This is a genomic window from Bifidobacterium sp. UTBIF-78, assembly GCF_006408945.1.
Classification (GTDB): domain Bacteria; phylum Actinomycetota; class Actinomycetes; order Actinomycetales; family Bifidobacteriaceae; genus Bifidobacterium; species Bifidobacterium myosotis.
The window spans coordinates 1-18,174 of record NZ_JFAO01000006.1; the positions used below are offsets into that span (position 1 = coordinate 1).

The following is an 18,174-nucleotide window of genomic DNA, read 5'->3' on the forward strand; positions in this document are numbered from 1 at the left end:
GGTGGTCAAGTGGGACGAAACGTAACACGGTCTCGTCGCTGACTTACGTTTTGTCCCGTTTTGCCGCACGCTAGGGCCGGCCGGCGGCTCTTGTTAGCAGCACAGGATAGTCACGTTGATGCACGATGGCATAGTGGCCCATCTCGCAAATTCAAATTGCCTGAGCGGCATGCCCCTTTTGACGTGGGGCTGGCAGCGGAACTGATCTAAGGGAGATAGGGGCTGAAATACTCAATCTCAATCATTGGTGAGATAGGCCAATAGACGGATAGACCCGTGTCTTGGCCATTCCTCAAACGCAAAAGGCCCCGGATATAATCCGAGGCCTTACCAAGCTCCTGCGGCTGGGCTTGAACCAGCGACCGTCCGATTAACAGTCGGATGCTCTGCCAACTGAGCTACGCAGGAATATTCAGTTATCAGTCCAGCAAGCCAACCGACCGGCCGGAATGAAGCTCCTGCGGCTGGGCTTGAACCAGCGACCGTCCGATTAACAGTCGGATGCTCTGCCAACTGAGCTACGCAGGAATGTCTGCACACAAGATTGCACTTGCGCACAAGCCATAAATCATACACACTCTTCCGCAAAACACAAATCGATCGCGACGTCTTGCGTGTCGCCTCTTACAGCGGTTTTCATCCACCTCCGACACGCGCAAAACACCAACCAGAATCTGGTTACACCTTTATATCCATGAGTACCTTTATATCTCTTCTGGTCGCCCTCTGTCTCCTTTATATCCTATGCTGGCACTTATCCGGATCAAAGGAGTTTCCATGGACAGACTCAGCCCCAGCAATCCGCAGAACGATTTTGGCGAATATCTTCGAAGGTTATGCATTCGCCCCTATACCGCTGTTCGTATGGAGCATGGCAAATGGTTTAATCAAGCCGTTGTCTCAAGGTCAAAATTCAGCGGGAGAATCGCCGCTGACATATCATAACGCCGCATTTGATCAGCCAATTCAGCCCTCACATGGGGCCAGAGTAGCATGATAATCTCCGCCGTAATCTCTTCGCCCACGTTCGGATCATCAAAAGCTACTGCATAACGAAGATCCGAAGAGAACATGGAGGGCTCATCACCTACTTGCTTCTCCGTCGCATGAATCTCCATATGAAGCGAAAACTCCAGCGGCCAAGGTTTTCCCTTCGAATCCTGTAATGAGCACGAGATGTCAATCCCGGAAGACGCAGCCTCCTTCCCAAAACTCTGCGCTAGATCTCTGGCGCTCTTTTCCACAATAAGGGACATTCGTTTGATGTTCATGATTAGGCCTCCACAAGTTCCATCTTCGGAGCCTCATCCGATAATGTCTCTCCGCTCACTTTCGCTGACGGCAGGGGAGTAAACCGAAAATGCCGCTCTCCACCCTTATCGTCATGGACTTCCACGAACTGCGAAATCTCAGCATTCACGATATCCATATCACCGTCAGCCCATTCCACCATTCCCGGTATATGAGCCTTTAGATGCTGTCGAATATAATGGCGATTCCCCTCAGGCTTACTCTCTGCTAGCTCCACAACATATTCAATTCGGGCACCAACCTCCAGAGCATAATCTGTCAGCAATGAGACCATGTTGGTTTTGCCATTCTCGATTTGGGACACATACCCCTGAGTCACATTCATTTCATCAGCCAACTGCGCCTGAGTCAGGCCGCGATGTTTCCTCATCGCCACAAGCTTATCCAGCAGTTCATCACCACTGCGATACAGATCATATGCCAACTCTCGATAGTCATAAGGAACTCTTGATTCCATACTCACCCCTCGTCGTATTACTATTATTAATATATGGGGTTCCCTTTTCAATCTTCAAAGGTTGCCCATCCACTGGACTCCAACTGTTCATAAAGACTGATAGCTTTATCAATCTCCTCATCCTGTCCCGCTGCAATGAGATCGTCATCTCCACTACGCACATCCTTAAGATGCATATGCATCCCGAACACGCAATCAGGCATCTGCCATGGCTCTGCGTCATAATGACGCAATTGTTCACGTTTCACCCCCTTCAATTGACGCTCATCTCGATGCCAGCGAAATTCATACATGGGCCGTTTTCCAGCCCGCCCAATAGGTACCACTTCCGTACCCGGCAACAGCCGTCCATCCGCAGCTCGTTCTAGCTTTTCTTCGATGAATGCCTCCGTACGATCTTTGTACTTATCAAACCGTTTGAGGTCGAGCAAACCCCACGCAAATTCCTGATTGGCAGCTACCAACGCAAACCATCGGGCGACCGCACGTTCAACGCGTTCCCCCTGCATGCGCTGGATGTCTTCACCCGCCCAGCAATATTTCACTGCTTTGCCACGTACACAACGGCAACCAATATTCCCCATCATCCCCATCTTTCGCTTCATTACGAATTTGGCTAGTTTAACACAGAAGGCAAAGCAAACGCCATCAACCGTATTTACACTGGGCGGCATTATGGCGTATCCACTGACCGCGTTGACCGTTTCGGCGCCGGCAACATCGCCGACGCCATGCATGCGGGTTCGGCAAACGATGCACGCATGCTGACTTCGCTGGCCACCGATCCGCATGTGCGGCGACTACCTGGTACGCAAATATCAGCCCGAACATCGTCTGGGCGATGAGCACCTACACCAGTTTCATCACCGAATTCGGGTTGGTCGGGTTCATCGCGTTCCTAGCCGTCACGTTGCTATCCATTGCGCGCAACGCAACCGAACCGTTTGGCACAATCTGTCCGACCACCAGCCATAGACGAACAGGCATTCGCACCGCCGCCGGCCTTGATAAGCCGCGCCCATGAACCAAGCTCACCGTCTGCTAGTTCCTGTTGCCTGCCTATCTCTATCTTCAGGAGGTTATGCATTCGCCGTCATACCGCTGTTCGCGTGGACCATGAACGGAAACCATCCGAAGCGTCGATCATATGCACAGCTCAGCCGGCGAACAATACCCAGCGCCAATCAGTAGTGATTGGGAATGAGCACCACTCGGCCTTCGGCGACGTCCTTCAGGTGCTGGCCGTAGGGCGATTTGCCGTAGCGTTCGGCGGATTCCGCCAATTCCTCGCGGGTAATCCATCCGTTTTCGAACGCAATTTCCTCCACTACCGAGATGGGCAATCCCTGCGCGCGCTGCACGGTGCGTACGAACTCGCCGGCCTCGTACAGGGAATCCATGGTGCCGGTGTCCAGCCAGGCATAACCGCGACCGAGCGTGCGCACGTTCAGCGCACCGGCATTCAGGTACATCTGATTGAGATCGGTGATTTCCAGCTCACCACGCGCGGACGGCTTGACCTGTTTGGCGAAGTCCACCACGCGTTCGTCGTAGAAGTACAGGCCGGTCACCGCGTAATGCGATTTCGGTACCACCGGCTTCTCTTCAATGGAGACGGCCTTCTTGTTCTCGTCGAATTCGACCACGCCGTACCGTTCGGGATCGTCCACGTAATAGCCGAATACGCTCGCCCCCTCGCCGCCTTCAGCCTTGGCCACGGCCTTGCGTAGCGTGGCGCCCAGACCGTTGCCGTAGAAGATGTTGTCGCCAAGGACCAATGCACATGGATCGCCGTCGATGAACTCCTCACCGAGCAGGAACGCCTGCGCGAGGCCGTCCGGGCTGGGCTGCACTTTGTAGGAGAAGTTGACACCATAGTGGGAACCGTCGCCGAGGAGACGTTCAAAGTTGGGTAAATCCTTGGGCGTGGAGATGATGAGGATGTCCCGGATGCCGGCCAGCATCAGTACACTCAGCGGGTAGTAGATCATCGGTTTGTCGTATACCGGGAGCAGCTGTTTCGAGGTGACTGTGGTCAGAGGGTACAGTCTGGTACCCGAACCGCCAGCCAGAATGATGCCCTTCATATGGGTTCCTTTCGATTCATCAGATGATTGATTGGTGTGGCGCAACAACGATTGTTGGTCAGTGCCTGTCGCGCGCGGAGCCGCAGGCTTCCGTTTAAGGGAGTCGGTGAGGTTTCGCCAGCTACTCGCTAAGCTCCTTGGCTACATATGTTTTGAGAGTGATTTCCCAGTTGGCGGGTGTGTATCCGGTGGTTTCGATTTTGGTGAGGTCGAGTGCGGAGTGGGTGGGGCGTGGGCTGACGGGGTTCTTCGCGTTGGCGAAGTATTCGGCGGTGCTGATGGGCTTGACCTTGTCGCCGTTGTGGTTGGTCTGTTCGAACACGGCGGTGGCAATGTCGGCCCAGGACTTGACCGCGCCGCTTCCGGTGAGGTTGTAGGTGCCGTAGGGGGCGTGCGAGTCGAGCAGGTGGAAGATCGCCTCGGCCATGTCCTTGGTGAAGGTGAGGCGCCCGTACTGGTCGTCCACCACGGTCACCTGGTCCAGCTTGTCCGCCGGGTCGGCCACGCGGTCCGACAGCGTCATCATGGTCTTGACGAAGTTATGGCCCTCACCGATCACCCAGCTGGAGCGCAGGATGTAATGTTCCGGCGTATTGGCCACGGCGATGTCGCCCGCCGCCTTGGATTGCCCGTACACGCCGAGCGGCGCGAACGGCTCGGTCTCCGTATGCTGTTCGGCGGTGCCATCGAACACGTAGTCCGAGCTCACATGCACGAGTGTGATGTGATGGTCCTTGGCCACGCGGGCGAGCAATGCCGGACCCTGCGCGTTGGCCTTCCACGCGACCGGACGGCCCTCCGGGGTCTCAGCCTTGTCCACGGCCGTGAACGCGCCCGCGTTGATGATCGTCCCGTACAGGCTCCAGTCGAACCGCTCGTAGGCGGCCGGGTCGGAGAAGTCGAACGTGTCGATGTCCGTGTATTCGAAGCCCTGCAGGTCGTGCGCCTCGGCGTAGGCGCGGATCGCGTGACCGAGCTGGCCGTTGCAGCCCGTCACCAACGTGCGCTTGGGGGCCATCGGCTTCGCGTCCTTGAGCATCGGGTGATGCAGATCCGCCTCGCTACGCTCCGACTCCTCCAACGGAATCGGCCACTGGATGTTCAGCTCCGGGTCGGCGAGGTTCACGAATGTGTACGTCTTCTTCTGCTCAAGGCTCCAGTGCGCGTTGACCAGATACGTGTACACGGTGCCGTCCTTGAGCGCCTGGAAGCTGTTGCCCACGCCACGCGGCACGTAGATCGCCCTGCTCGGATCCAGACGGGTCGTATACACCTGGCCGAAGCTTTCGCCCGGGCGCAGGTCCACCCATGCGCCGAAGATCTCGCCCGCCGCAATGCTGATGTACTTGTCCCACGGCTCCGCGTGGATGCCGCGCGTCACGCCCTTGGTCGCATTAAACGAAATGTTGTTCTGCACCGGGCCGAAGTCAGGCAGGCCAAGCGCGGTCATCTTCGCACGCTGCCAGTTCTCCTTGAACCAGCCGCGATTATCGCCGTGCACCGGCAGATCGAACACCAACAGGCCCGGAATGTTCGTCTCCGTGACCTTCAACTGCTTCTCGAACTCAAATGCCATGATCACTGCCCCTGCTGCTTGTACCTGGCCTCGGTGGCGGCCTTCGCCGGCTCCCACCAAGCACGGTTGTCCGTATACCACTTGATCGTCTGCTCGAGACCCTTCTGGAAGTCCGTGTGCGTGGGCTGCCAGCCCAGCTCGGTGCGCAGCTTGGTCGCGTCGATCGCGTAACGACGGTCATGGCCCGGACGGTCCTTCACCCAGTCGAAATCATCCGGCGACTTGCCCATCACGGTCAGAATATCGCGCAGCACCGTCAGGTTGTCGCGCTCCCCGTTCGCGCCGATGAGATACGTCTCACCGATGCGGCCCTTCGTCAGGATCGTCCACACGCCCGTCGAATGGTCGTCCGTGTGGATCCAGTCGCGCACGTTCGAGCCGTTGCCGTACAGCTTCGGCTTCAGGCCGTCGAGGATGTTCGTGATCTGACGTGGGATGAACTTCTCCACATGCTGATACGGGCCATAATTGTTCGAACAATTCGAAATCGTGGCGCGCACACCGAACGTGCGATGCCACGCACGCACCAGCAGATCAGACGACGCCTTCGTTGACGAATACGGGCTGGACGGATGGTACGGGGTCTCCTCCGTGAACTTCGCCGGATCATCCAACGCGAGGTCGCCGTACACCTCGTCCGTGCTCACATGATGGTAGCGCACATCGTACTTACGGGCCGCCTCCAAGAGTCGGAACGTGCCCTCCACGTTGGTCTTCAGAAACGGCTCCGGGTTCGCGATCGAATTGTCGTTATGCGACTCCGCCGCATAATGCACAATCGCATCATGACCAGGCACCAGCCGATCCAGCAGCTCCGCATCGCAGATGTTCCCGTGCACGAACTCGACACGATCGCCCAGAAGCGACCTGATGTTCTCCAGATTGCCCGCGTAGGTGAGCGCGTCCAGCACCGTGACATGCACATCAGGATGATTGTCGTACACGTAATGCACGAAATTCGAACCGATGAAACCACAACCACCGGTCACAATGATGTTATGAGGAGTGAAAACTTCAGACATTCCCCCTATTTTACAAGGGGTGACCCCTAGAGGGGTGTTCCGCCTTCCGGCGAGGAATGCGGATACGTCATCGCTGGAAAGCAGAAGCATACGGCACTCGCCATATCAACGGTCCATCAGGCCTTTGAGAATCGATTCGAATTCCCGGAACCATACGTCCCAATTGAGTTCGGCTTCATATTTGGCCCTTGCCTGAACCGAGTATCGCGCATAATCGTCCGAATGAACCACTGTCGAAATCGCATCGGCGAATCGTTCCGCATCGGAACCGGGCGGCAGACACACTCCGGTGACCCCAGACTCCACATAGGATTCCACTCCCCCGGTTGCATAGGTGAATGTCGGCAGCCCGTACATGGCCGCCTCCGCAAACACGATGGCGGAGCACTCCGCACGAGTGGGGAGAATGAATAGGTCGCTGTCCTGATAGTGTCGGACCAGCATGTCCAATTCCTCGGAACTGTTCTTATCCAGTTTTCCCGCATAATGCACATGCGCATCCATGGAATCGGCATCGCGTGGCCCATCGAATCCCACAATGGTCAATTCATAGGATCGCCCATCCTCTCGCCGATTCAACGATCTGACCGTTTCGATGGCGATGTCGATTCCTTTTCTCTCCCAATCGACTCCGACCAACAGCAATTTGATTGGCTCATTCGGATCCAAATTCTTCACGGTGGACGGATAACGGTCTGGAAGATTCGCGCCGAAGCACAATCTATGCAGCTTGTCTTGCTCGATACCGTAATACCGGCGGGCATCATCCACAGCCCAGTCGCTTGACAAAACCACGGCATCGGCACGGGTCAGGGCATGCTTCTCCATCTCGTCCGAATATTCCTGATCATAGGGAGTTTCGTTGAAGAGATAGTAATCAAGCATGAGATGGTATGTAGCGTCACTGAGATACACCACCTTCGCATCATCGGGGATCCCGCCATTGGCCACCATTTCACTGACTGCCGGAGCGAAATACAGATCGCAGTGTGATTGTTTGATTCGATGAGCGAGCACCAGTTTTTCCATATATAGGGGAAAACGGGAATGATGTCTTCTCCCCAACGTCGCCACAGCAACGAGTTTATTGAAATACTTCTTCCATATATCGTTGACGACAATGGGAACGACCTCATGGCGCTTCGATAGCCGGCCCGCGAGAAAACTGATGGTTCCGCTCCATGACCGTCGGTCATAGATGTCACCCGATGATACAAAGCCGATACGCACTATGACCTCCTCGATTTCCTAAATCCATCCGTTTGAGTTTTCGCCCGCATTTCGCTGGTGACGGCACTGGATATGGCAAGCACGATGAAGAAATACCGATATGTGGCAAGTTCATCGACGACGACGAGATTGATCGCATACAACAGTCCCGCGGTAAGGCAGACCAGATAGATCTTATCCTCATCGAACACGCGCCTGATATTGGCCCTCACGAAGGCGGCGAATATCAGCAGCACGGCGATGACGCCGAAAATACCGTAGGAGATATACGTGCGGATGTAGTAGTTATCGATGGATCTCACCAACCAGCCGTCGATCCTATAGGCTCCGGTCTGATACGACACGCCTTTGCCAACCCATGGACTCAAGCTCGAATCGAACGGAACCTTCCAGATGCGGTCCCTGGCGACCGTACTGTTCATGATCGACGCGTCGCCGCCATACCTTAAGGCGAAGTTCGTCCCAAACACCTGATCGACCACGTAGAACAGCTGACGCAGGATGTACTGCACCAATGTATTGTCCGCAAATAGCATGGCGCAAACCACCAGGGTCAGCACCGCCGCGACGGAGAACAGCACAGTCCCATTGCGGTACTTGCGGCTGGTGAACACGCACAGGATGATGACCTCGATGCAGAACAGACCGATTCCGGACCGGGATCCGGTGAAAAGCACGTTCAGGAACACCAGCAAGAACAAGGCCTTGTGCCTGAACAGGGAGACGCTTCTCTCTTCCCGGCTGTAGCACGACAGGGGGAACAGCAGAAGTAGCACCATCGCGTATCCCAGAGGATGTCCGTAGGGCCCTCGGACGCGCAGGGTGGAGTCGCGGAACGTGCTCGCAATCTCGCTTCCCTCGCCGAGGCTCACCAACGACAGCACGTTGACGCCGGTGATAAATTCGATGACTCCGATTATGCACATCACATAGAGACACACTGAAATCAGCCGCGTGAGGTCGTCGATGGACAGGCAGGTTCTCAGCACGTACACCACCAGATAATATGTCAATGCGGAATCGACGAAAAAACCGAAGAAACTGTTGGCATCCTTGCAGAGCACTGCGGTGTACAGGCATACCACCAGATAGACCACGATGGGGAAATTGTAGATGTTGTTGCTGATGATGCGAAGGAACCTACTCTGCATTCGCGAATCAACAAGCAACCATAGGTAGCAGATCACCAGAAAGATTCGCGGCAGCGTTATGGACGGCAGCCCACCGACACGAAGAGATACGAGATTAGGAAACAGCACGAATGAAACGAGAAAACACCGTGCCACGAATGAATAGCGTATCCGTAATTTCATGCTTATATCTCCCAGTGTCAATGTGATGCGCGCCATCGCACAAGACCAAACCGTCAGCCTTCGCCGTTCTCGGTGGCGAAATGCCTGTCAAGATATGCCAGAGACCGGGACGTCCACTCCCGGATTCTCGTTTCCGGTCCTTGGTCGTATCGGACCTCAGACCTCATATGTTCGACGTCCTTGCCTGAAACGTTCTGATCGTCAAGACCAAACTTGTGCAGCACATCCAGCGTCTTGGCGTTGTCGCGGGCGAAGGAGAGGAAATGCTTCCGGAAAATAATCGAGAACACGGTCCCATGGAACGTGGACGTGATCACCTCCTGGGCATACTTGATGTATCCCAGAAATTCGAACGGGCCGCACGGTACGCACTTGTCACACCACGCATGGGGGAACCCGGCCGAAATCACGGTGACATCGTCATAACGGCGGAGATACTCTCTGATCCTGGCGACCTCCTCATCCGTGAAATAGTATCCGTAGATGAGAACGTATTTCCCCTGTTCCTTCGGCTTGGGCACATCGTAATCGACAAGGAACGTCGGATCCACCACATTGATGGGGACGCGGTTCGACAAGGACCTCACCAGATCATAGGTCTTCGCGTCACGCACGGAGATGTCGTCGAGTTTGGAGAAATCGTCGAGCTCCGGGTACTGCCGGAGGAATTCCTCGGCACTACACGTATTGCAGCTCACTGCATAGGTGATGCACTTGTTCGATGCAATATCCTCGCCGATGTAGTACCCCTCATGGCGGAAATTGACGTTCCGCACGTTCCACAGCTCGTCGCTTCCGATGACCACCACATCGAACCCATCGGGGCTGGACGTACGCTTCAGACGCTTCCACGCCTTCATGTAGCTCGTCAACAATCCGATGTTGAAACCGATGTTGCGTGTTTCGCGCAGATGCAATGCATGGACGTAATCCATAACACGCCAAGGGCTTTTCTCGTAATACCAGACATCATGCCCGTCACGTTCGAGACGCTTGCCCAGCGCATATGCCTGAAGATACGCCCCATAGTTCATCTCATGAAAAACAGTGATGATACAGACCCTCATATCCCATCCTTTCCTCACAGGTGTGTCTCTTCACGGATGCGTCCAGTGACGCTCACCAATGGGCGATGTACGCTCCCTGATCGCAGGTGATGATCTCCCCGGCGATCGAGGCCGAGACGTCGCTCAGCAGGAAATTCACCACTTCGGCGACCTCTTCGGGCACGAAGAACCGTTTGCCGGCCTGATGCCCCGCATATAGGTTCCCGTCTCTTTTGACCCCAGTCATGTCACTGGCCGTGACGCCGGGACCCACACCGTTGAGTCTGATTCCCTCGGCGATAATCTTGCTGGCGATGCCCTGGATGAAGCTGCTGGCGGCGACTTTCGTCAATCCGTAGGGGATGTCGTCCGCCCGCTTGGCGCGCTCGGACGTGACCACAACGATATTGCCGGCGACGTCCTCGTGACGCTCAAGATACAGTACGAACTGCTGGACCAGAAAATACGACCCTTTGAGATTGGTGTCGAATTGCCTGTCCCATCCTTCCTCGGTCACTCTGCGGAAATCCCCCTCATGCAGGGAGATGCCTGCATTGCAGACCAACGAGTCAATCTTGCCGCCCATTAGCGATTCAGCCTCACTGAGAAAGGCGGCGAACCTCGACACATCCCGGACGTCTAAGGTGAGGTATCTAGCGCTGGAGTCCCCCAACCGCGCGACGCCCTTTCTGAGGGTGTCCTCATCACGACCGACGATAAGGACTTTCGCCCCCTCGCGTACGCAACGCTCGGCGATGGCAAAGCCCAGACCACGGCCTCCACCTGTGATCAGTACACGCCGTCCTTTCAACGCACCACGAACAGGACCTTCCTTGACGACCACCGTCGTGTGTTGTTCCGGGATTCCGCGGACAATCCATCGAAACGCCCGCCTCATATACGATGCGATTCCCATGCCAATCATCCCCTAACGATCTGCTTCAACGCAGCGACCCCGCCATCGCCCAGAATGCGTTTCACCGTGCCTTTGGCGGCACTCGCAATCGTGGGCTTGTCCTTGACGATAAGGTTCATGGCCTTCAACGCATCGCTTTCATCGTCGCTTGAGGTGAATACCTCGAAAATCATCGGCTTGCCGCCCATCTCCGGCGAAATGAAGGCGTCGACGTTATCGAGGAACTCATCCTTGTCGGAAGCGCAGAGGTAATCGAAGCCCAAACCCTCAGCGTAGTGTCGGACCAGATTCCTCGACCTGTTGCCGTAATGTCCGGCGGCGGCAATGAAATCGTCCGCACCCTCACCGAATCGGGCGGCGAGGTGGTTGTAGTTCTTGAATTCAGTGCCGACGCCGTTGTTGACAAGCAGGATACGCATGTTCGGCGTTACATGATGGTTGCCCAAGGCATTCATGTCGTAGAAGAACGCCAGATCGCCGAGGAACGCGAAGTGCAGCGATTCGGGAGCGGCGAGCGCGCCGCCGAGCATCGTGGACAAGATGCCGTCGATGCCGAAGCCTCCGGTGTTCGAATAGCAGTCGATGGAGTCATCCGACTCGAAGAAATTCCAGCTGCGCAGACTGTTGAGGATGCCCAGATGCACCTTGCTGTTCTTCGGCAGCTTCGCGGACAGTGTCTTGGCGACCCACAGATTCGAGAACGGAAGCTCCGGAATACGGCTCGCGATATCCTCGTACAGCGAGCTGCATGCCTTCCAGTACGTCATGGTGGACGTGTCGTTCCCCTGATGTTCCCGATTCTCCCCGCCCGTATACCGGTCGAAGAACTCCAGTTCCGTCATATCGAAGACCTTGGTCAGGGTCTTGAACCGATCCCGGATTTCCCCGTCCTCGCTCACGCGCCAAACCTCGCGGGGATTGAGTCGCATATAGGACCCGGTGATTTCTCCCAGATCGATGAGCAGTTCCGGCGATCGCAGATCGGTGGTGTACTGGCTCTGATCAGAAATCAGGTTGAATTCCACACCGTATGCACCGTGGTAGTTGCTGGTGCGATCGACCAGCACGCAGCCGTTGTGGCGTTCGCAGAACCGGTCGATCGCCTCTTCGGTCCGCTTGTCGAACGGCCGGTGGTTGCCCACGAACACCGCCACTCGCGCGGCTTCGATCTCGGGAAACTCGTCCCGGAACTCATATCGTTCGATGAGACGCGTCTGCGGCAGCTCCTTGACGCCGAATCCGTGGCTGACCTCCGAGACGATGTTGATATGCACCGGCCCTCCACCATTCCCGGTGATGGCGAGCAGCGCCTCGTTGAGTTTCAGATTGCAGTTCCACGCATCCTCATCGGAATGGATCGAGGGAACCTGAACGCTGGTGACGGCGATGTCGTTGGGAATCACCGTCCGGTCCAGGCACTGCGGCGTCAGCTGGCCGATATAGCCGGCATGGCGTGCACTGGTGACGGCGATGACCGGCAACTTGCGGTAGTACGCCTCGGTCAGACCGGGCATATAGTTGCGCGAGGCAGTCGCCCCGGTGCAGGTCAGCACGACCGGCTTTCCGCTTTCCGCCGCGAATCCGCAAGCCATATATGCGGCCGAACGCTCATCCGGGGCGGAGTAGACGGTGAAGAACGGGTCACCCTGCACGCTGGCCACCAGAGCGATGTTCGCCGTGCCCGGGCTGGCAATCACGGTGTTGATGCCACGCTTCTTGAGTAGGGCGATCAGCATCTGAAAATTACGCTCTTCAGTATAGGTGTTGTTCATTTTCCGGAGTCCTTTCTGGAGAAAATGGACATGACGTATTTCATACAATCAGGGTTCACCGCCACGTTGACGCCCAGCCCGACGCCTCCCACGACGATGGTGACAAGGCACCCGTACACGATGAAGTCCCAATAGCTGTGGATGGGCAAATCAATGCACTCGTTGACACCGACCGTCAGCACGAACAGCAGCAGGTTCACGGCGATGATGGCGACCGTCCTGCGCATCGGACGCTTGAGGATGACCTTGTCCGACATGATGTTGCAATACACCATCTTCAGCGGCAGCGCACACACGGTGGCGAGTATGACACCGACGATACCGAACCGGAACACCAACACCACGGACAGCACGAGATTCAACACGGCCTCGGTGATGTTCACCCAGGTCGCCTTCTTGATGTATCCGGCCACGCCAATCAGATTGCCGGGCACATATCGCGCCCAGGAGAGGATCTGCACAAGGCAGAACAAGGCCGGCAGCAGTCGGTTGACGTACTCGACGTCCGTCACTCCGGCCGTATACAGACGGATGAACGGCAGAATCAGGATGTATGAGATGCACATCAGCGTGGTCATGCCCCCGAAGAAGACCGATACAAACGCATCATGCACCTTGATGTACAGTTCGCGACTCCTGCTGTAGGTCTGCCCGAGCATATAGTTGACACTGTTGTACACGGCAGTCAGGAGCACGTTCAGATTGCCGAACACCATGTTGTACACGGCGTAGACGCTGGCGAGCTTGGTACTGACGAACGCGGAGAGCACGATCATGCCGGTGGAGGAGAAGATCGTCCAAGTGATCTCGGCGACGATGTAGAAGTGCCGGTCCTTGAGCTTCTCCGTCTTCGGCGCCGCCGTGTAGTCAATCCACGGATACACCTTATCGAAGTACAGCTTGTAGAAGAAGACCTTCGCGACGGTGATGAGGAAGTACACGAACTGGAGCAGCGCGATGTTGATGCCGAAGAGCGCCATCACGATGCGTGCCGCGTACCCCAGGGTCTTGTCCACCACGTTGACGCCGTTGTTGACGTATCCGCGTCCGTCGGCCGCCAGAATCATCGTCCTGGTCTCGACGAAGTAGAACGAGACCGCCCCGGCCATGCCCTCGAAAAGCACCACAAGAAACACGGTGACGGCACCCACACCGGTCTTCAGGATGAGAGGCAAGACCAGTGCCAGAAGCAGCACACCGGCGGCATAGTATGTCGTGATCTTCCTGAAATACCTCTGGGCCACCGATGCCACGCGGGAGACGCCGGCCCTGTCTCCTCTGGTGAGCGGACCGTACAGTGCGTTGCGGGCAGCTTGGCCGATTCCGGCTTCCAGCAACGCCATGTAGGTGAAGACCTGGGACACGGTGCTGATCAGGCCGTTGACGTCCGAACCATAGCTGGTGATCATCACGCGCGGGATGATGATGCCAAGGATGATGACGACGAATTGTCCGCCGAATCCGAACAACACGTTCTTCATGAACTGCGAGCGATTCATGGGCTACCCCTCAAAATCCACTCGTGCGATCATCCGGTACAGCGACGGACTCCACGAACAGAGCCACAGCACAATCCGATCCTTGAAACCGAAGGAATGCCGCTTCGTCTCCCTGTACTTCTCGGCTATCACCTTGCGTAGATACGCTCTCTGTGAATCGTCGCCCACATGCTTGGCGTCCATCAAGGCCAGCATGACAGCGTCCTCCTTAATGAGGTATTTCAGACGCTCGCCGTGCAGCTTCGCGCATCCCCTCGAAAGATCGCACATGTCCTCCAACGCCTTGGACATGGTGAAATACCTGCCGAAATTCGAAGGGGCATAGCGGTTCGCGGTCGTGCTCTCGCCATGCCTGATCTGGTGGTACAGCACGTCGCTGGTATTGACGATGGCGCCCGGCTTCATGAAGATCTCCACGATGAATTTCAGGTCCTCCATGTAGAAGACCCGTTCATCGAAACGGGTGTCGCCGATGGCCTCGCGGGTGAACATCATATGCCACACGGTGTAGGGGAAATGCGCATAGTCAGTCATGTCCCCATTCGGGGAGAAACGCTCCCTGCCGAACGGCTCGATGGATGTGACAGTCCCATCCGGCGCCGTCACATCGTATCCGCACGACGCCATATCTGCGTGCTCGTCTCGAAGCAGACCGACCAGATACCCGATGTAGCGTCGATCGACCGTATCGTCCGAATCGATGAAAGCCACGTATCGTCCCGAAGCATGGTCCAATCCGTGGTTACGGGCCGAACTCGGCCCACCGTTCGGTTTTCTCAGAAGCATGACTCCGGCATTCCGGGCCGCGTATTCCTCGCAGATCGCATAGCTGCCGTCGGTGGAGCCGTCGTCGACCAAGATGATCTCCAAATCGGGATACGTCTGTGACAACACGCCGTCCAGACATGCGCGAAGGTAATCCTCGCAGTTGTAGATGGGGATGATGACGCTCACCAAGCCATCTGAACGGCCAATGGATATCCGCCGATCATTAGTCGTCGTCATCGGAGCGCCTTCCGTATAATGCCGAGGAGACGCCGGTGGCGGGATTCCTCGGAGTGGTTGACGCGTAGATACTCGTGCCCCTCGGCCACGAGCGCGGCGCGTTCCTCGTCGGACAAGGACAATGTGGCTCGGATAGCGTCGGCCAGCGCCGGAGCGTCGCCCATCGGCACCAGCGTGCGGTCATGCAGCGACGCGGGCACGAACTGCTCGGTGGAGGCGGTACGGGTCATGACCACGGGTCTGCCATACTTCACGGAGTCGAACATGACCAGAAGGCCGGCGGTTACCGGACTGTTCAGGGGCAGCACCGTCATGCGCGAATCGTTCAGGGCGTGCAGGTACTCGTCATGCGGCAGGTTGAAGTCGACGCGCACGTTGGTCGCGTCAGCATACTCCGGCTTCCAATCGTCCTGACGGGCCACCACGTGGAACCGGACCTCAGGCAGCAGGCGTGCGGCGGCAACCAGTGTGTCCCAGTCGCGGGCGCTTGCCCCGCAGGAGAACACGTCGTACACGGGTTCGGCGGCCGTCGCCACGGCGTCGTCCATGCGCACGCCGTCAAGCAGATGTACCAGATGCTCCGGCTGTCGCAGCGAGAACATCCTCCGATAGCGCGGCATGTCATTCAATGCGTTGCACGTGGCCCACGCACCGGGCCTGTTGAGCGCATGCGAGTACAAACGGTTGCGCATCCGCTCCCCCGCCCCTGGCCGTTCCGAGGAATGGCACAACAGGTTCACCACCACCACGGGTACGCGCTTCCAATTGAGTATCGACGCCAGAATACCCGGAGTGGCGCACATGGCGACGATCACATCACCCTTGCGGGCGCGCAGCACCGCACGGAACGCGAGCGCAGCACACTCCAGTGAGTTCACAATCTTGTACCACTTGGACAGGCGCCGGGTGCCGTCATCGGGATTATCCAGAATCTCGCAGGACACTCCATGGTCACGCAGGTAGGAAGGGAACGTCTCGTTCGTCCCGGCCTTCCAGTTGTAAATCAGTATCGCCTTGCCCATCTCACACCCCCTTCAACGCCATCAGGAACTCCACCGGAATGGCCTTCCAGTCGTAGAAGCAGTCCCGGTAGCGCAACGCGAGCGGCACCACCTGCCACAGATGGCGGTCCCTCATCATCGAGACGCGCCGCGCGGTGCCTTCGACGTCGCGTTCAATCATGCGGATGCGGGTGTCGTCCGTTCCCAGACTGCGCGCGTACGCGAGCATCGCCCGGTGCCCTTGTTCCAGGTTCTCCAGAAACGCAAGACGCCGTCGAAAATCATGCAGCTTGCTGGTGGACACATTGCTGCCGTGGATGCGGCGCCTGAGAGTCGCCTGATGCAGGCAGTAGAGGCCGTCGGCGGCGAGCGCCATCTTCCAGACGAACTCGTCGTGCGCGAATCCGGGGAACCAATACGGTTCGATTTCACGCAGGAAGTCGGCGCGGACCACCATCGTGCAGCCCTCGGTCTTGATGAACAGGTTCGCGGGAGTAAACGACGCCTGCTCCACCGTGCCGTCGAAGGTCATGGCCTTGAGCACCGGGGAGGAGATGCGCGCCACGTCGTCGGACTCGTAGAACAACTCGAATTCGGAGTACAGCGCCTTGACGCGCGGATTACGCGCGAAGCATGCCTCCATGCGTTCGATGCGGTCCGGCAACCAGATGTCGTCCTGGTCGCAGAACACGATCAGGTCGCCGGTGGCGTGGACCATCGCCGTGTGGAAGTTGTCGGCGTAGCCGAGATTGCGTTCGTTGACAACGATGCTCCAACCGTCGAGGCCATGCCGCGCGATGTACTCCTCGACGACGGCGACCGTACGGTCGTTGGAACGGTCGTCGCGGATTACCACCTCGTCAACGGGGCGGGACTGGGTACGGATGGAGTCGAGCTGTTCGACGATGTAGCGCTCGCCATTGTAGGTGGCCATTACCACTGAGACGTTCACAGGCGTTTCCTTCCCTTGTACCGGGCGAGATAGATGAGGTCGGCGTATATGGGCAGCGTGAGCCGATTGACACTTCTGACGTACAGTCCCTTGGCCCCCCTGTGGAAGAATCGGTTGCGGCGGTAGCCGGGGAACAGTTCGTTCGCCTTGCGGATGCTGCGGCGCAGATAGTCGCGGCGGACGGCCCGGTCGCGGATCTGGCAGATGCGCAGCACCGAGCTGGAGAACAGAATCTTGACGCAGAAGTACTCCAGGTATTCCCGGTATTCCTCGTAGACGCCGTGTGCCTTGTAAAAGGCGACGATGTCGTCGATGACGTCGAAGATCAGCAGCACGCGTTCGTCCTGACGCTGGTTCATCGTGGAGGACTCACGGAAGTACTGGTGGACGAACGCCTCGTCCACATTCGCGATGGTGCGCGTGAACGGGATGGCGTTCGCGTAGAACGCGGTGTCTTCGTAGGCGCGCAACTCCGGGAACACCACACCGTTGTCCACAAGCATGGAGCGGCGGCAGAGCTTGTTCCACGGGGCCGCCCACGGGTCGAAGAACAGGTCGGTGGTCTTGCGTGGCTTGGCCAGGACCACCCGTTCGGCCTCGTCCTCGCCACCGTAGGTGTACGTGTAGTCGCACGTCACCATGTCGGCGTCCGCCTTGCGTGCCGCGGCGAGCATCCGTGCGAACATATCAATCGAGACATAGTCGTCGGCGTCCACGAAACCGACGTACTCGCCCTTGGCCTTGGCGATGCCGAGGTTGCGGGCCGCCCCCTGGCCGCCATTGTCCTTGCGGAACGCGCGCACCCGCCCGGGGTATCGTTCGACGTATCCACGGATGACGTCCGGGGTGCCGTCGGTGGAGCCGTCGTCCACCACGATGATCTCTAGACTCTCCAAGGTCTGGCCCGTCAGGGAGTCGAGGCACCGCGCCAAATCGCGCTCTCCGTTGTACACGGGGACGACCACGCTGACTTCCATATCCGTTTCC

Annotated in this window: 17 protein-coding genes and 2 tRNA genes; 1 reads left to right on the plus strand and 18 read right to left on the minus strand. The window is 57.4% G+C overall.

Features of this window, described 5'->3' with window-relative positions; translation table 11 throughout:
• Positions 1-335 precede the first annotated feature (335 nt).
• The 5 genes from BG22_RS01795 to BG22_RS01815 form a co-directional block, all read right to left on the minus strand.
• Positions 336-408, minus strand: a tRNA-Asn gene (locus BG22_RS01795).
• Positions 409-455: 47 nt separating this feature from the next.
• Positions 456-528 (minus strand) — tRNA-Asn (locus BG22_RS01800).
• Between the two features lie 359 nt (positions 529-887).
• Entirely contained in the window at positions 888-1,271 is a 384-nt protein-coding gene (locus tag BG22_RS01805) for an ABC transporter (RefSeq protein WP_140492595.1), read from the minus strand.
• A gap of 2 nt (positions 1,272-1,273) precedes the next feature.
• On the minus strand, positions 1,274-1,768 hold the full coding sequence (locus BG22_RS01810) for a helix-turn-helix transcriptional regulator (protein WP_140492599.1): 495 nt from the start codon (positions 1,766-1,768) through the stop codon (positions 1,274-1,276).
• A 47-nt stretch (positions 1,769-1,815) separates the two neighbouring features.
• The gene (locus BG22_RS01815; RefSeq protein WP_140492602.1) at positions 1,816-2,505 is read right to left on the minus strand and encodes a hypothetical protein; all 690 of its coding nucleotides are present in this window, start codon (positions 2,503-2,505) and stop codon (positions 1,816-1,818) included.
• 104 nt (positions 2,506-2,609) lie between these two features.
• Here BG22_RS01815 and BG22_RS01820 point away from each other — a divergent pair, with 104 nt between their 5' ends.
• On the plus strand, positions 2,610-2,792 hold the full coding sequence (locus BG22_RS01820; protein ID WP_140492605.1) for a hypothetical protein: 183 nt from the start codon (positions 2,610-2,612) through the stop codon (positions 2,790-2,792).
• 160 nt (positions 2,793-2,952) lie between these two features.
• On the opposite strand, the gene rfbA is transcribed toward BG22_RS01820, so the two are convergent.
• The 13 genes from rfbA to BG22_RS01885 all read right to left on the minus strand — a co-directional run bounded on the left by rfbA (position 2,953) and on the right by BG22_RS01885 (position 18,164).
• Positions 2,953-3,855 (minus strand): glucose-1-phosphate thymidylyltransferase RfbA, encoded by a 903-nt coding sequence (rfbA, locus tag BG22_RS01825; RefSeq protein ID WP_140492608.1) that lies wholly within the window; start codon positions 3,853-3,855, stop codon positions 2,953-2,955.
• Positions 3,856-3,976: 121 nt separating this feature from the next.
• A complete protein-coding gene (locus tag BG22_RS01830; RefSeq protein ID WP_140492611.1) occupies positions 3,977-5,431 on the minus strand; it encodes a bifunctional dTDP-4-dehydrorhamnose 3,5-epimerase family protein/NAD(P)-dependent oxidoreductase in 1,455 nt (484 codons plus the stop codon).
• Positions 5,432-5,433: 2 nt separating this feature from the next.
• The gene (gene rfbB, locus BG22_RS01835) at positions 5,434-6,453 is read right to left on the minus strand and encodes a dTDP-glucose 4,6-dehydratase (protein WP_140492614.1); all 1,020 of its coding nucleotides are present in this window, start codon (positions 6,451-6,453) and stop codon (positions 5,434-5,436) included.
• A 105-nt stretch (positions 6,454-6,558) separates the two neighbouring features.
• The gene (locus BG22_RS01840; protein ID WP_140492617.1) at positions 6,559-7,683 is read right to left on the minus strand and encodes a glycosyltransferase family 4 protein; all 1,125 of its coding nucleotides are present in this window, start codon (positions 7,681-7,683) and stop codon (positions 6,559-6,561) included.
• A complete protein-coding gene (locus tag BG22_RS01845) occupies positions 7,683-8,780 on the minus strand; it encodes an O-antigen ligase (protein WP_181163335.1) in 1,098 nt (365 codons plus the stop codon). Before BG22_RS01845 ends, BG22_RS01840 begins: the two co-directional genes overlap by 1 nt.
• A gap of 269 nt (positions 8,781-9,049) precedes the next feature.
• Positions 9,050-10,063 (minus strand): polysaccharide pyruvyl transferase family protein, encoded by a 1,014-nt coding sequence (locus BG22_RS01850; RefSeq protein ID WP_140492623.1) that lies wholly within the window; start codon positions 10,061-10,063, stop codon positions 9,050-9,052.
• A gap of 52 nt (positions 10,064-10,115) precedes the next feature.
• Positions 10,116-10,958, minus strand: a complete 843-nt coding sequence (locus tag BG22_RS01855; RefSeq protein ID WP_140492625.1) for an SDR family NAD(P)-dependent oxidoreductase — start codon at positions 10,956-10,958, stop codon at positions 10,116-10,118.
• Positions 10,959-10,963: 5 nt separating this feature from the next.
• Positions 10,964-12,730, minus strand: a complete 1,767-nt coding sequence (locus BG22_RS01860; protein WP_140492628.1) for a thiamine pyrophosphate-binding protein — start codon at positions 12,728-12,730, stop codon at positions 10,964-10,966.
• Positions 12,727-14,229: a polysaccharide biosynthesis C-terminal domain-containing protein gene (locus tag BG22_RS01865; RefSeq protein WP_140492631.1), complete on the minus strand. Its 1,503-nt coding sequence runs from the start codon at positions 14,227-14,229 to the stop codon at positions 12,727-12,729. The genes BG22_RS01860 and BG22_RS01865 overlap by 4 nt, the downstream gene beginning before the upstream one ends.
• A 3-nt stretch (positions 14,230-14,232) precedes the next feature.
• Complete coding sequence (locus BG22_RS01870) at positions 14,233-15,183, minus strand: glycosyltransferase family 2 protein (protein ID WP_181163336.1); 951 nt, start codon at positions 15,181-15,183, stop codon at positions 14,233-14,235.
• A gap of 47 nt (positions 15,184-15,230) precedes the next feature.
• Positions 15,231-16,256, minus strand: coding sequence for a glycosyltransferase (locus BG22_RS01875; protein WP_140492637.1), 1,026 nt, complete (start codon positions 16,254-16,256; stop codon positions 15,231-15,233).
• Position 16,257: 1 nt separating this feature from the next.
• Complete coding sequence (locus BG22_RS01880; RefSeq protein ID WP_140492640.1) at positions 16,258-17,187, minus strand: glycosyltransferase family 2 protein; 930 nt, start codon at positions 17,185-17,187, stop codon at positions 16,258-16,260.
• Entirely contained in the window at positions 17,184-18,164 is a 981-nt protein-coding gene (locus BG22_RS01885) for a glycosyltransferase (protein WP_181163337.1), read from the minus strand. Before BG22_RS01885 ends, BG22_RS01880 begins: the two co-directional genes overlap by 4 nt.
• Between the last annotated feature and the right edge of the window lie 10 nt (positions 18,165-18,174).

Bases quoted from the DNA above. Each gene is read 5' to 3' on its own strand.
- BG22_RS01805 (WP_140492595.1), bottom strand. From the start codon at position 1,271: ATGAACATCAAACGAATGTCCCTTATTGTGGAAAAGAGCGCCAGAGAT.
- BG22_RS01810 (WP_140492599.1), bottom strand. From the start codon at position 1,768: ATGGAATCAAGAGTTCCTTATGACTATCGAGAGTTGGCATATGATCTG.
- BG22_RS01815 (WP_140492602.1), bottom strand. From the start codon at position 2,505: ATGCATGGCGTCGGCGATGTTGCCGGCGCCGAAACGGTCAACGCGGTC.
- BG22_RS01820 (WP_140492605.1), top strand. From the start codon at position 2,610: ATGAGCACCTACACCAGTTTCATCACCGAATTCGGGTTGGTCGGGTTC.
- rfbA (WP_140492608.1), bottom strand. From the start codon at position 3,855: ATGAAGGGCATCATTCTGGCTGGCGGTTCGGGTACCAGACTGTACCCT.
- BG22_RS01830 (WP_140492611.1), bottom strand. From the start codon at position 5,431: ATGGCATTTGAGTTCGAGAAGCAGTTGAAGGTCACGGAGACGAACATT.
- rfbB (WP_140492614.1), bottom strand. From the start codon at position 6,453: ATGTCTGAAGTTTTCACTCCTCATAACATCATTGTGACCGGTGGTTGT.
- BG22_RS01850 (WP_140492623.1), bottom strand. From the start codon at position 10,063: ATGAGGGTCTGTATCATCACTGTTTTTCATGAGATGAACTATGGGGCG.
- BG22_RS01855 (WP_140492625.1), bottom strand. From the start codon at position 10,958: ATGGGAATCGCATCGTATATGAGGCGGGCGTTTCGATGGATTGTCCGC.
- BG22_RS01860 (WP_140492628.1), bottom strand. From the start codon at position 12,730: ATGAACAACACCTATACTGAAGAGCGTAATTTTCAGATGCTGATCGCC.
- BG22_RS01865 (WP_140492631.1), bottom strand. From the start codon at position 14,229: ATGAATCGCTCGCAGTTCATGAAGAACGTGTTGTTCGGATTCGGCGGA.
- BG22_RS01875 (WP_140492637.1), bottom strand. From the start codon at position 16,256: ATGGGCAAGGCGATACTGATTTACAACTGGAAGGCCGGGACGAACGAG.
- BG22_RS01885 (WP_181163337.1), bottom strand. From the start codon at position 18,164: ATGGAAGTCAGCGTGGTCGTCCCCGTGTACAACGGAGAGCGCGATTTG.